Origin of the sequence: Neisseria sp. HMSC073G10 (genome assembly GCF_001812605.1) — a bacterium.
Taxonomy (GTDB): domain Bacteria; phylum Pseudomonadota; class Gammaproteobacteria; order Burkholderiales; family Neisseriaceae; genus Neisseria; species Neisseria subflava_A.
The window spans coordinates 24797-37649 of the sequence record NZ_KV809506.1 but is presented as its reverse complement, the minus strand read 5'-3'; the positions used below and the strand labels follow the sequence as shown (position 1 = coordinate 37649).

The following is a 12853-nucleotide window of genomic DNA, read 5'->3' as shown; positions in this document are numbered from 1 at the left end:
TAGCTCCCTTTCTCATTTCGCAGTGCTACAATCTTTTTACAACACATAACTGTTATTTGCATGTTGTAGCTCCCTTTCTCATTTCGCAGTGCTACAATTATTTTCCTTTGCGCTTTTCGATGGTTGCCGTTGTAGCTCCCTTTCTCATTTCGCAGTGCTACAATACCTCAACGGGAAATCCTTATTTTATAAGGGTTTCCCGTTTTATTTTGTCTAAAAAATGAGCTTAAAATAATAATAGTTGGTCTGAATTTACTCTTTTTTCTTGGGTTTTTAGCTCTCCCAATAGTAGTTTCATGGTGGCATATTGCTTTTCCGTTACTTCCAAACAGCGGATTGACCCTTCTTGCGGTAGGTTTGCACATAGCCTGTTGTGGTGTTTTTGCAACGAATCTCGACCTTTGACAATACGGCTGTATACGGAAAGCTGGAGCATTTGGTATCCATCTTTTAATAGAAACTGGCGGAATTGATTGGCAGCTTTGCGCTTTGCCGCTGTGGTAACCGGTAGGTCGAAGAAGACAATAATCCTCATAAATTTGGCCTCACTCATATTGGTATTCTTTCAATGGCAAGATTTCAGGCAGTTTCAGCTGTTTGGCATTTTTGTCAGTTACGCTGGCTTGAAATGAGGAAATCATTTTGTCTATGGCAGCCAAGGTGCTGAAGTATTGCCGTTCGATGCAGATTTGACAGTGAAGGGTCTTGATAAGGTTTTGTTTGATATTAGGGGTCAGATCAGTTTTCAGACGGCCTTGTTCATGCAAATGTATAACGACCAGGTCGGCCAATGGGCGTAAGGGTTCGATAAAGTCATCGGCGAGGTTGAATGGATTTAGTTCGCTTCTATGAAACAAGCCTAATGCAGGCAACCATCCATATAAAGTCAGGGCGCGTGCAACTGCTGCACGGAGTACGGCGTAGGTGTAGTTCAATGCGGCATTGACGGCATTGTTGTCATTGCGAGTAAACTTTTCTCCAAAGAGGGCTTGGAAGTAGAGGGCGGCAGCTTGGGCTTCACGGTTTCCTGTATCGCCCGAACGGACTTCGACTGCCAAAGTGCGCAGCCGTTTGGCGGCAAGATCATTGCCTGTTTCGTCTGCGACAAATGCTTGATTTAGGATTTTTTGGCGGATGATATGTTGCCAGAGTTGCTTTTTTAAGGGTTCGCTTATATTCAGCTGCAGCTTGAGGATTTTAAGTTGGCGGTGATATTGGGCATAAGGCAGCCATTGTCCGCAGGGCAGGAACTGTTCGTCACATGTCAGCAGGGTTGAGCCATGTTCGGCTAAGGCTGATAGGAGCGGGGCAGTAATCAGGGTTTCGCGGTTTTCGATGATGATAACGGCGATGTCTTCTAATGGTACGGTGTGGGACTCGCCGTTTTGTTGAATCAGCAGTTGCCGGCGTTGCAAGGATAGTTTGCCGCCGTTTTGAATAAGCAGGCTACGCCAAGTCATGTTTTCCCCTTATTTTTATATAAAAAATCCCTGCTTCAGGCCGTCTGAAACAGGGATAGATTAATTTAACGGACAGGTGGGCGTTTTTTCAGACGGCATGGTCTGATTTCTTTGCCCAGTTCGTCGATTTGGTATTTTTGGAATGAAAGAGCGGTTTTAATTCCGATTCGATATATACCGTCTTTACCTTTAGTTTTATCTAAATCATGTGAACGCAAAGAAATGTTGCCAGTAGAACGATCTAATCCAGAAAAATAGCCGAAGAAAGTTTCTTTTTTAAGTTCAGCTTTAATCAGATCATTCGCATAAAGTACAAACTTAAACTCAAAACTATCATCCATTACCGTCCAATCTTCTTCATCTTTTCCTTGTACAACAGCCCTATCCGGCAAAATCCCTTTTGCGACCTGCCAACTGTAAATCGGGACCAGATAATACTTACCACCTTTCTCAAACACATCTACGCGCACCATGGTTGCGTTGTCGGCAATGCCGTTATGGTTGCGCACCCATACGCCGGTTTTCTGTACTTGCTCTATGCGTACGGCTTTTACCTGTTGGGTGCAGTTGCCTGCTTTATCGTATTTGTAAAACGGCTCGGCAAAGGCTTTGGCTGGGTCGTCTTTATGTGCTTCCAGCCGTGCTTTCAGCGCTTCGTATAGCTTAGGTTCGCGCTCCCGATTGACCATTTTTTCCAAGTCTTTCAGTTTTAACTGTGTCAGCGGTACGCGCAACACGCTGATGCCTTCGTCCAGTCGTTTGGCGGATTTGACGGTCTCCATATGGCCTTGCCCGCTCATCTTCCGATTGGGCGCGCGTGAAACAAACAGTGGCGTAACGTATTCGTGTACGGCTTCGGGGCGAGATGATAATTTTTCGGCAAGCAACGCGCGCAGTTTTTCTGGGGTATCGGCTTCTTCAAATTCGGGTTTGCCGTCCGGTTTGCCGAAGACGCGAATCATGACTTCTTGTGCGAAAAATTCCCAAGGTTGCGGGAAGTGTGTTTTTTGATGCAGCACTTCTCCTGTTTCTTTGTCTATGGTTTTACCGTCAAACGCGTTCATCTCTTTATAGCGTACAAAACGGGTAATTTTCTGCTGCATGGCAACGGTTGAGCAGGCAACGACGACTGCGTCCAAGGCGTGATGGCGGTCGTTTTCCGCACGCACTTTGCGTAATCCCCAAAAGCCGCGCAACAGATTAGTAATTTGTCCGTTGGATGCAAAGACACGTCTTTTCCCTTTACCTGTCAGTTGCATATGGTCGGTAACAAATTGACACAGGAAACGGTTGACGTAGCGCGTATCGTTCATATTGCGTTCTTTAAAGCCATCTTCGTCGAATTTTTGCAGCAGAATCCGTTGTTTTTTACTGCGAGGAAAACGGCTGGTTTCAACACGCGCTTTAAATTCCTGCCATTCGCGGCTGTTGTCTTTGCCGTTGAAGTATTCGTAAGGGGTTTGATTGCCTTTGTTTTGGTTTTCGCTGCCCAATACTAGCACTTTATTGTTGAAACTGTCGTCCCATGTGCGCGAGAACGGCAGGGCATGGTCGATTTCGACATAGCCTTTTTCGTTCAGACGGCCTAAGTTGATTTCCTTGCCTGAATACAGGCATTTGCCGTGTTGTTGCTCGTACAGGCGCAGTTTCAGAATATCTTTGGATTTGGGTTCGCCGACAAAATTGGGGAAATACTCTCGGAATTTAGCGGCGGCTTTTTCCCGGTCTTTACGGTTTTCTTCTTGGCGTTTTTCGATTTCTTTGCGGTCTTTAAACGATTTACCTACCTCTCTTGCCGTTTCAATATGGATACGTGCAGGGGAGCCATAACGGCGTACAACGGCGTTAATGACTTTTCTGGCTTGAGATAAGGCGCGTAAGACGACTGGGTTACGGATTTTATCGGCGGGAATCGGTGGCAGATAAATCTCTTCTTCCGTATTTTTCTTGCCGTAATGGTCTCCGTAGATTTCGGCGCAGGCTTCATCGTAACGTTTGCTTTGCTCCATTAGAGGCACAATTCGGCGCAATGCTTTCAAGGAAATTTGGACGAACTTATCGAAGCTAATGTGTTTCAACAGCGCTTCTAAGATTTCGGGCTGAACACGGTCTTTCAGACGGCCTGTAATATCTTCATCGGTTTTGAACAGGGAGAATGCCGTGCCGATTTCGTCTTGTAATTCGGGAGAAAGGTTTAATGGGGATTTTTTGTCTTTCAATCCTTCTTTTTCCAGCGCACGGCTGATGGCATGGTAGGCCTTCATTTCCATCAATGTTGAGGTTTCGGCATTGTCTTTACCATAGTGTAATCCTTTGAAAAAGGCGGTATCTTCTAAACCCAGCAGCTTACGGGCTTGTGCGTAAGTCAGTTTGGATTTTCTGTATGGCTCGTCCATAAGCGTGGCGCGTTCGGTAGCGGTCAATGGCCGCTCGCTGCCTTGCTCTAAAATACGCAGGTTGTTCAGCTTGGTCAGCCAGATGAAACGTTCGGCTGTGTAGGTGTTTTTAGCGGCTTTAGGTTCTGTCGGTTCGAAGGTGCAATGCCCCAACATTTTTTGAACGGCATCGCCGGACAGGGCAGGGCGTTGCGTCATCAGCAGGGTTTCAATACCTTCTTTAAGGCCGTCTGAAACATGCGGATTGCCGAATTCTTTTTGTTTTTCAAACAGTAAATTCAGCTCTGCCTGCAAATCTTTGCGGCTGAACGTATGCGAATAATCATCGCGCTGGTTGCGGATATGGCCGCTTTCTTTTTCAAATTTATTTAAAGCCAATTCGGCCGGAGTGCGGAAATTGCTAGTCTGTAAGGCATGGGCATTGTCGGCTACGCCTTTAAGCAAAGCGCCAAGCTCCTTATCGGCAGTTTCGCCCTCGTTTTTTCTTTGCGACAAATAGCCGCGATGTTTGATTAAATGCAACAAGACTGCCGACCACTCTAAAGGCGTCAGTTTGCGGTCTAATGCGGCTGTGCGAAGTTGCCATGGTGTATTCGGTAAGGATTTGATCAAGCCGTTTTCATCAAAATCGGCAGCCTGTAATACGCCCTCGCGTTTCAATAGGCGACGGGCCCGAAGCAGGCGGTGGGCGCGACGGCGGGTCAGGCGGCGGACGCTGCGTGCTAAGCGTCTTACCGCTGCGAGAGAGTCGCCTGTTTTTGGTACTTCGGCCCGCTCAAATACGCGCACGCCCAAATCAATCAGGCGTATGGGGTTTTCTTCTTCGTCAATTTCTACCATCGCCCAGCCGACGGATGCGATGCCGATATCGAGGCCGAGGACGTAGTTGATTGGATTGGGTTTGAATGCAGCCATCAGTTTCTCCGTAATGTGATGTTTGGTAAGTATAAATATATCCCAGGTAAGTATTACCATGCAAATGAAATACTTGACTAGGTACCGATTTGGAATTAGAATCTGTCCATATTGTTGCACTGCGAAATGAGAAACGTTGCTACAATAAGGCCGTCTGAAAAGATGTGCCGCAACGCTCTGCCCCTTAAGGCTTCTGCTTTAAGGGGCATCGTTTTGTCTAAATGGCAGGGATTAAAAAGGCCGTCTGAAATTTCAGACGGCCTTTGGTTTTACCAGATATCGGATTTGATTTTGCGTTTCAAGCCTGGGTGTTCAGAGAGTTTGAACTCTGGGTCTTTACCCATTTTCAGCTTGGCTGTGTAGTCTTTCAACAGCAGGAAGGCAAGTGGGGACAGGAGCAGGATGGCGACGAGGTTAATCCATGCCATGATGCCCATGGCCATGTCTGCCATATCCCATACCAAGGGTACGTTGGCAACTGCGCCGAAGTAGACCCATGCCAAAACCAGCATACGGAAAACGGCGGTAACCAGCCAATGGCTCTTGATGAATTGGACGTTGGACTCGGCATAGGCATAGTTACCGATAACGGTTGAAAAGGCAAACATAAACAGGATGACGGCAAGGAAGCCCGCGCCCCATTGACCCACTTGGCTGACAATCGCTGCCTGCGTCAACGCCGCACCGCTCAGGTCGCCGTAAGGCTGTTGATAGATCAAGACGATAAAGGCGGTGCATGAGCAGACGATGATGGTATCGACGAAAACGCCCAGCATTTGAATCATGCCTTGGGAGACGGGGTGTTTCACTTCGGCTGCGGCTGCGGCGTTCGGCGCGGAACCCATACCCGCCTCATTGGAATACAGGCCGCGTTTGATACCCTGCATCATGGTGGTCGAAATCAGACCGCCGAGGAAACCGCCTGCAGCCGAATCGAAGTTGAACGCGTTGGAGAAAATCTGACCGAACACGTCAGGAATCAGGGAAATATTGGTAGCAATGATGAAGAGTGCTATGACGAGATATAAAACCGCCATCAGCGGAACGATAATTTCCGCGGCTTTAGATACGCGACGGATACCGCCGAAGATAATCGGGGCAGTCAGAATGACCAGGGCGACACCGACATAGTGTTGATCCCAGCCCCATGCCGCTTTGGTGGTATCGGCGATGGTATTGGTCTGTACGGCTTCAAATACAAAGCCGAAACAGAAAATCAGGCTCAGGGCGAACAAAACGCCCAGCCATTTTTGTCCCAGGCCTTGAGTTATGTAGTAGGCAGGACCGCCGCGGAAGTGGTGGTTGTCGTAGTCCCGGACTTTAAAGAGTTGGGCCAGTGAAGATTCGACAAACGCCGAACTCATGCCGATTAAGGCGGTTACCCACATCCAGAATACCGCGCCCGGCCCGCCGAGTTTGATGGCAATCGCCACGCCGGCAATGTTGCCCACGCCTACGCGGCTGGCCAAGCCGGTAACGAATGCTTGGAACGGTGTGATTCCGTGCGGATCATCACCTTGTTTGCGGCCACTCAGCATTTCTTTGATACTGCGGCCGAAGAGGCGGAATTGTACAAAACCGGTGGTAACGGTGAAAAAGAGGCCTGCGCCTAAAAGCATATATACCAACCCCGACCACATTGGGTCGTTGATGGCGTTTATCCAGCCGTGAAGCTGTTCGAAAAATTGATCCATACAAACCTTTCAGAGTTTCTGCATTTTCAGACGGCCTGTGTGTGGAGGCTGTCTGTAACTGGATGTATTCTAGCAGACTGTCAACAAACTGAAAAACGTTTACATATTCTTTTTTATATTATCTTTTTGATTATCATGTAATTTTATTATTATGGTGTAAAGGATTTATCGATTTAAACTCTTCCGTTTTACATATTTGAACAAAAAGGCCGTCTGAAAGCAGAGTCTTGTTTTCAGACGGCCTTGATTTTATTTCAATGTGTTATTCAGGACGCATTTGCGGGAACAGAATCACGTCGCGGATGGTTTGTGAATCGGTCAGCAGCATTACCAAGCGGTCGATGCCGATGCCGCAGCCGCCGGTCGGCGGTAAACCGAACTCCATGGCGCGGATGTAGTCGGCATCATAGTGCATGGCTTCATCGTCGCCGGCGTCTTTTTGCGCCACTTGCGCTTTGAAGCGTTCGGCTTGGTCTTCCGGATCGTTCAACTCAGAGTAACCGTTTGCCAGTTCGCGGCCGACAACGAAAAGCTCGAAGCGCTCGGTCAAACCCGGTTTGCTGTCGGATGCGCGTGCCAATGGCGACACTTCGACAGGGTAGTCGATGATGAAAGTCGGGTTCCACAGTTTGCCCTCGGCGCAACCTTCAAACAGGGCAAGTTGCAGGCTGCCGATGCCCGGAGACGGAGGCAGACTTTCGCCGTGTTTGACGATTTCTTTTTTCAGCCATTCTTCATCGTTCAACTGCTCATCGGTGTAGTGCGGATTGTATTTCTTGATGGCACCGAGAATGGTCAGGCGTTCAAACGGGCTTTCCAAATCGACTTCTTTTCCGTTGTAGCTGATTTTTGCCGTACCGTTTACCGCGCGGGAAGCGTTGCGGATGATGTCTTCCGCCATTTGCATCATGCGTTCGTAGTCGGAGAAGGCTTCGTAGAATTCGATCATGGTGAATTCAGGGTTGTGGCGTACGGACATGCCTTCGTTGCGGAAGCTGCGGTTGATTTCAAACACGCGTTCCAAGCCGCCGACAACCAAGCGTTTCAGATACAGCTCGGGAGCGATGCGCAGGTAGAGTGGAATGTCCAAGGCATTGTGGTGGGTAACGAACGGTTTTGCCGTCGCACCGCCAGGAATCGGGTGCATCATTGGGGTTTCAACTTCCAAATAATGCTCGTTAACCATGAAATTGCGCACGGATTGGATGATTTGGCTGCGTTTGATGAAGGTATTGCGCGATTCTTCGTTGGCAATCAAATCGACGTAGCGTTGACGGTATTTGGTTTCCTGATCGCTCAAGCCTTTGTGTTTGTCGGGTAGCGGGCGCAGGGATTTGGACAGCAGGCGGATGTTGGACACGCGCACGGTCAATTCGCCGTGGTTGGTTTTGAACAAAGTACCTTCCGCACCGACGATGTCGCCCAAGTCCCAATGGTTGAAATCGTCCAAAACTTCTTGACTCACGCCTTTGTTGTTCAGATAAAGCTGGATTTGACCGGTCACGTCTTGAATGGTGGCGAAGCTGGCTTTGCCCATTTGACGTTTGAGCATCATGCGGCCGGCCACTTTGACGGGAATGCCTTGCGGGTCGAGTTCTTCTTTGCTGATTTCACCGTATTGGGTGTGCAGGTCGGCGGCAAAGCTGTCTCGTTTGAAATCGTTAGGGTAGGCATTGCGTTCTTTGCGGATGTTGTGCAGTTTCTCGCGGCGCAGGGCGATGATTTGGTTTTCGTCCAACTGCGGCTCGATTTGCGGATTGTTTTGTTCGCTCATGGTGTTTTCCGGAAAAATGAGTCAGGCTGCCGGAGTTTTCAGACGGCCTGAATAAAGTGAAAAATTGGCTCTATTTTACGCGATGTCGGTGTTTTTTTCTATAAAGGCAGAAAGGCCGTCTGAAACCTGAAAAATCGGTTTCAGACGGCCTTTTGTTTTATGAAGGGCAGTTAGATATCGGTTTCTAAATAAACAACTTGGGTTTGCAGATATTCTTCCAAACCGTGTTTACCGTCCGCGCCGCCGATACCTGATTTTTTCCAACCGGCATGGAAGCCCTGCATGGCTTCGAAGTTTTCGCGGTTGATGTAGGTTTCGCCGAAACGCAGACGGCGGGTTACATAAAACGCTTCATTCAGATTGGTGGTATAGACGGAGCTGGTCAGGCCGAATTCGCTGTCGTTTGCCAAAGCGATGACTTGATCGAGTGTGTCGAAAGTGGCAACCGGCAGGACTGGGCCGAAGGTTTCTTCCTTCATGATGTCCATGCTGTTGTCGGTATCGGTCAGCAGGGTAGGTTCGAAGAAGTAGCCTTTGCCGTCGGCACGTTTGCCGCCGCAAACCAAAGTTGCGCCTTGTCGAACTGCGCGTTCGACTTTCTCGGCAACGGATTTTACGGCACGCTCTTCAATCAACGGGCCCATTTCCAGTGCGCCTGCTTCGGCTTCGGCCGGGTTGCCGTAGCGTACGCCTTTCATGGCGGCGGTCATTTTTTCGATAAACGCGACTTTCAGGCTGCTGTGGACATACACGCGTTCGGCGCAGTTACAGATTTGGCCGGTATTGCCCACGCGTGAAGCCAAGATGGATTTGACGGCCAGATCCAAGTCGGCATCTTTCAGAACGATGGCAGGGGCTTTGCCACCCAGTTCCAGTGAGACTTTGGTAATGTTGGCGGCGGCGGCTTCCATCACTTGGCGGCCTGCATCGACAGAACCGGTCAGGCTGACCATATCGACTTGCGGATGTGATGCCAAGGCATTGCCGATTTCTGCGCCTGGGCCGTTGACGACATTGAATACGCCGGCCGGTAAGCCTGAAGCATGAACGATTTCAGCAAAAATGTGGCAGTTAATCGGGGTAACGCTGCTCGGTTTGACGACGATGGTATTGCCGGTTACCAAAGCCGGGCCCATTTTGCGGGCGATCAGGAAGAATGGGAAGTTCCACGGCAAAATGCCGGCGATTACGCCCAAAGGACGTTTGAACAATAAAATATTTTCGCGCGGGCGGTCGCTTTGGATGATTTCGCCTTCATAACGGCGCGCCCATTCTGCTTGGTAGTCGAGATAATCGGCAGTGAACATAACTTCTATGCGTGCCAAATCTTTTGTTTTACCGCCTTCGGCAACAATGGTATCCGTCAGTTCGTCGGCACGTTCGCGGATGCCTTGGGCAATTTTGCGCAGGTATGCGCCGCGCTCAACGGCAGGCAAACGCTCCCATGCAGTTTGTGCATCTCTGGCCGCGGCAACGGCACGATCAACATCGGCTTTTCCGCCTTTAGGCTCACGCGCGATGACTTCTTCGGTTGCCGGATTCAATACATCACGCCATGTACCGTTAAAGTCGGTTTCAAAGCGGCCGTTAATATACATAGACAGTTGTTTCATCAAACCTTCTCCTGTTGTTGTAGTTGGATGTAGTTTTAGTCTATGCCTAAATTGTCTGGCATACAAGAGGATTTAGCGTGGGTTGATGGTAGGTATTTGGAAGTTTTTAGAAAAAGATGTTGGGTGAGGAGTTGGGTTTGATTGATTCAAGAGGTTTGTGATGCTTTCAGTTACATCTATAACAGCATTGTGACAAAGCTCGAATATTCTTGATGTTGATAATAAGGGAGGTATCGAGTGAAGAAAGGCTTGATGGAGAATATAAAAAAAACCTGCTTTTTTCAAAGCAGGTTTTCATATTTGGTGGGTCGTGAGCGATTCGAACGCTCGACCAACGGATTAAAAGTCCGCTGCTCTACCGACTGAGCTAACGACCCGATAAGCTGTGCATTATAGGGAACTTGTTTCTTTTCGTCAACTGTTTTTTTGAAATTTTTTTCAAAAAACGTAAATCGGCTGTCATTTGGCGTTAATTCTTCCTTTTTTGAGCATTTATTATGTTATGATTTTTGGGTCTGTCAGTTTTGACAGATATTTTTTAGACCAAAGGATATACAATATGAAAAAATTATTGATTGCTGCAATGATGGTAGCCGGTCTGGCTGCGTGTACACAAGAAGCGAAAAAAGAAACCCAAGAGGCGGCTTCTGCTGTTGCTTCCGATGTAAACGCTGCTGCTGAAAATGCAGCTTCTGCTGTTGATGCTGCTGCTTCTGAAGCCAAAGGTGCGGCTGAGCAAGCTGTTTCTGATGTTAAAGACGCTGCTGCAGATGCTAAAGCAACTGCGGATAAAGCAGTTTCTGACGCTAAAGATGCTGCCGGTAAAGCGGTTGAAGAAGCTAAAGAAGCTGTTTCTGATGCTAAGGATGCTGCCAAAGATGCAGCTAAAGACGCTATGGGTAAAGCAGCCGATGCGACTCAAGAAGCTGCCGACAAATTGAAAGACGCTGCTAAATAAGCTGGTGTTTGATATTTGAAAAGGCCGTCTGAAATGTTCAGACGGCCTTTTTATATCGGCAGATTATTTTTTCTCTTGCTGACGCGTATATACCAAAGAAGTCAGGATGGACGCACCCAGTGCGCCGAAGACGACAGACAGGGAAATGGAAATCGGGATATGTACCCAGTGCATAATCAGCATCTTGATACCGATAAAGCTCAACACGAAAGCCAAGCCGTATTTGAGGAAAATAAAGCGTTCGGCAAAGTCTGCCAGTAAAAAGTACATGGCACGCAGGCCCAAGATGGCAAAAATGTTGGAGGTGAGGACGATGAAAGGGTCGGTGGTTACGGCAAAAATAGCGGGGATGCTGTCTACGGCGAAGATGACGTCGCTCAATTCGATCATAATCAATACCAGCAAAAGCGGCGTAGCGATGCGTTTGCCGTTTTCAATAGTAAAGAATTTTTCACCGTCAAACTGTTGGCTGGTCGGGATAACTTTTTTGAGCAGGGTCAGGATCTTGTTTTGGGAAAGATCTTCTTCAGCTTCGGCTTCCGGCTTCATCATGTGAATGCCGGTGTATAAGAGGAATGCGCCGAAGAGGTACAAAATCCATTCAAATTGTTGTACCAAGGCTGCGCCGATGAAGATCATGATGGCGCGCAGGACGATGGCACCGAATACGCCATAGAGCAAGACGCGGTGTTGGAATTTGGGTTCGACTTTGAAGTAGCCAAAAATCATCAGGAAAACGAAGATGTTATCGACGGCAAGGGATTTTTCGAGTACATAGCCGGTGAAGAATTCGAGGACTTTTTCTTTGGCGACAACGGCCCCGTAAGTCGGGTTGCCCGCCAGTTCAAAATAGAGCCAGCCTGCAAACGTGCAGGATACGGCCACCCAAATGCCGCTCCAGGCGAGGGCTTCTTTTATGCTGACTTTGTGGGCGCCGTTTTTTTTCAGCGATACCATATCGATGGCGATCATGATTAAGACGGCAATAAAGAAGATGCCGTAAAACATCGGCGAGCCGACGGACGGGTATTGGGTCATAAACAATCCTTGTGTGTGGGGTATGGGTAAGGTTTACCAAGACAGGTAGAACATCGCCTTGGCAAAAAAGACGATAAACAGCATATGGCTGAATACGACGGCGTGTATGTATTTCGACCAGCCGACGGTGAGGGTGTGCCGTGCCATTTTGACGACGGCGATGGCAAAATGTACCAAAACGCTTATTGCCAACAGGATTTTGATGCTCAGCATGATGCCGAAGGAGCTGTCGAATGGGTGGTGCAGTATCGGCAGGTAGCGGTTGTACACCATCACGATGCCGCTGATGAAAAGGGTGATGACGACAATAGGCATCACGCGGACGGCACGATGGGACATGGCACGTTCGACTTCGCGGCGCGATTCGCGTGAAACGCGGCCGGTGTGTAAAACGGAGAGAACTAGCATTTCGAAAAATACGCCGCCGACAAAGGCAATCGCGCAATAAACGTGGATGATGTGTGCCAGTGCGTAGGTACTCATGACGGGTGTTTCCGGTAGTTCAGACAAGTCGTTATTGTATCACTACCGAATGCGGTTGATGTATGCGCAATTTTATGCCAAATATATTAAATTTTATAAATATTCTATTGGAATTTCCGTTTGTTTTTGAAGTTAACCGTTCATCAAAAGCATTATCTTAGTTTAATCTGTCTTTACTTATCAGAAAATATATTAATGAAAGGTTGTGCCATACTGCTCCATATACAGCTTAACCTCTGATGGAGAATCAAACCATGAAGAAAACTTTTGCAAAAACTGTGACCTTGATCATGCTGGCCGCTTCTTTGGGTGCATGTGCCAATATGACTCAAACCCAACGCAACACTGCTGCTGGTGCGGTATTGGGTGGCGTGGCAGGTAACTTGATTGGTGGCGATACCGGCTCTACCTTGGGTGGTGCGGCTTTGGGTGGTGTTATCGGCAGTCAAGTTCATACCCGCTACTAATCCTTTATTCGGTTAAAAATAAAAAAGGCCGTCTGAATATTCAGACGGCCTTTTG

Annotated in this window: 10 protein-coding genes, 1 tRNA gene and 1 CRISPR repeat array (1 of these 12 only partly in view); of the genes, 2 read left to right on the top strand and 9 right to left on the bottom strand. The window is 48.3% G+C overall.

Going from position 1 to position 12853, the window contains the following annotated elements:
• A CRISPR array of direct repeats spans window positions 1-164; the repeat unit is 36 nt; unit sequence GTTGTAGCTCCCTTTCTCATTTCGCAGTGCTACAAT (it extends 268 nt beyond the left edge of the window).
• Window positions 165-226: 62 nt separating this feature from the next.
• From cas2 to HMPREF2865_RS03630, 7 genes are all read right to left on the bottom strand, one after another.
• On the bottom strand, window positions 227-553 hold the full coding sequence (gene cas2 / locus HMPREF2865_RS03660) for a CRISPR-associated endonuclease Cas2 (RefSeq protein ID WP_033912916.1): 327 nt from the start codon (window positions 551-553) through the stop codon (window positions 227-229).
• Window positions 546-1460 (bottom strand): type II CRISPR-associated endonuclease Cas1, encoded by a 915-nt coding sequence (gene cas1 / locus HMPREF2865_RS03655; protein WP_070608383.1) that lies wholly within the window; start codon window positions 1458-1460, stop codon window positions 546-548. The genes cas2 and cas1 overlap by 8 nt, the downstream gene beginning before the upstream one ends.
• 65 nt (window positions 1461-1525) lie before the next feature.
• Window positions 1526-4771: a type II CRISPR RNA-guided endonuclease Cas9 gene (gene cas9 / locus HMPREF2865_RS03650; RefSeq protein ID WP_070645678.1), complete on the bottom strand. Its 3246-nt coding sequence runs from the start codon at window positions 4769-4771 to the stop codon at window positions 1526-1528.
• A gap of 269 nt (window positions 4772-5040) precedes the next feature.
• A complete protein-coding gene (locus HMPREF2865_RS03645) occupies window positions 5041-6465 on the bottom strand; it encodes an alanine/glycine:cation symporter family protein (protein ID WP_070645676.1) in 1425 nt (474 codons plus the stop codon).
• A 262-nt stretch (window positions 6466-6727) separates the two neighbouring features.
• Window positions 6728-8239: a lysine--tRNA ligase gene (lysS, locus tag HMPREF2865_RS03640; protein ID WP_049323415.1), complete on the bottom strand. Its 1512-nt coding sequence runs from the start codon at window positions 8237-8239 to the stop codon at window positions 6728-6730.
• 170 nt (window positions 8240-8409) lie between these two features.
• Window positions 8410-9852, bottom strand: a complete 1443-nt coding sequence (aldA, locus tag HMPREF2865_RS03635) for an aldehyde dehydrogenase (RefSeq protein WP_070645674.1) — start codon at window positions 9850-9852, stop codon at window positions 8410-8412.
• A gap of 301 nt (window positions 9853-10153) precedes the next feature.
• Window positions 10154-10229 (bottom strand) — tRNA-Lys (locus tag HMPREF2865_RS03630).
• A 182-nt stretch (window positions 10230-10411) separates the two neighbouring features.
• On the opposite strand from HMPREF2865_RS03630, the gene HMPREF2865_RS03625 reads away from it, so the two are divergent.
• On the top strand, window positions 10412-10810 hold the full coding sequence (locus tag HMPREF2865_RS03625) for an Ag473 family lipoprotein (RefSeq protein ID WP_070645672.1): 399 nt from the start codon (window positions 10412-10414) through the stop codon (window positions 10808-10810).
• Window positions 10811-10873: 63 nt separating this feature from the next.
• Here HMPREF2865_RS03625 and HMPREF2865_RS03620 read toward each other — a convergent pair whose 3' ends face one another.
• Window positions 10874-11848 (bottom strand): TerC family protein, encoded by a 975-nt coding sequence (locus HMPREF2865_RS03620; RefSeq protein WP_070645670.1) that lies wholly within the window; start codon window positions 11846-11848, stop codon window positions 10874-10876.
• Window positions 11849-11881: 33 nt separating this feature from the next.
• The gene (locus HMPREF2865_RS03615; protein ID WP_070645668.1) at window positions 11882-12331 is read right to left on the bottom strand and encodes a CopD family copper resistance protein; all 450 of its coding nucleotides are present in this window, start codon (window positions 12329-12331) and stop codon (window positions 11882-11884) included.
• A 254-nt stretch (window positions 12332-12585) separates the two neighbouring features.
• On the opposite strand from HMPREF2865_RS03615, the gene HMPREF2865_RS03610 reads away from it, so the two are divergent.
• Window positions 12586-12798: a glycine zipper 2TM domain-containing protein gene (locus HMPREF2865_RS03610; protein WP_003684747.1), complete on the top strand. Its 213-nt coding sequence runs from the start codon at window positions 12586-12588 to the stop codon at window positions 12796-12798.
• Window positions 12799-12853 lie beyond the last annotated feature (55 nt).

Coding starts and splice junctions, on each gene's coding strand:
- cas2 (WP_033912916.1), bottom strand. CDS start 553: ATGAGTGAGGCCAAATTTATGAGGATTATTGTCTTCTTCGACCTACCG.
- cas1 (WP_070608383.1), bottom strand. CDS start 1,460: ATGACTTGGCGTAGCCTGCTTATTCAAAACGGCGGCAAACTATCCTTG.
- cas9 (WP_070645678.1), bottom strand. CDS start 4,771: ATGGCTGCATTCAAACCCAATCCAATCAACTACGTCCTCGGCCTCGAT.
- HMPREF2865_RS03645 (WP_070645676.1), bottom strand. CDS start 6,465: ATGGATCAATTTTTCGAACAGCTTCACGGCTGGATAAACGCCATCAAC.
- lysS (WP_049323415.1), bottom strand. CDS start 8,239: ATGAGCGAACAAAACAATCCGCAAATCGAGCCGCAGTTGGACGAAAAC.
- aldA (WP_070645674.1), bottom strand. CDS start 9,852: ATGAAACAACTGTCTATGTATATTAACGGCCGCTTTGAAACCGACTTT.
- HMPREF2865_RS03625 (WP_070645672.1), top strand. CDS start 10,412: ATGAAAAAATTATTGATTGCTGCAATGATGGTAGCCGGTCTGGCTGCG.
- HMPREF2865_RS03620 (WP_070645670.1), bottom strand. CDS start 11,848: ATGACCCAATACCCGTCCGTCGGCTCGCCGATGTTTTACGGCATCTTC.
- HMPREF2865_RS03615 (WP_070645668.1), bottom strand. CDS start 12,331: ATGAGTACCTACGCACTGGCACACATCATCCACGTTTATTGCGCGATT.
- HMPREF2865_RS03610 (WP_003684747.1), top strand. CDS start 12,586: ATGAAGAAAACTTTTGCAAAAACTGTGACCTTGATCATGCTGGCCGCT.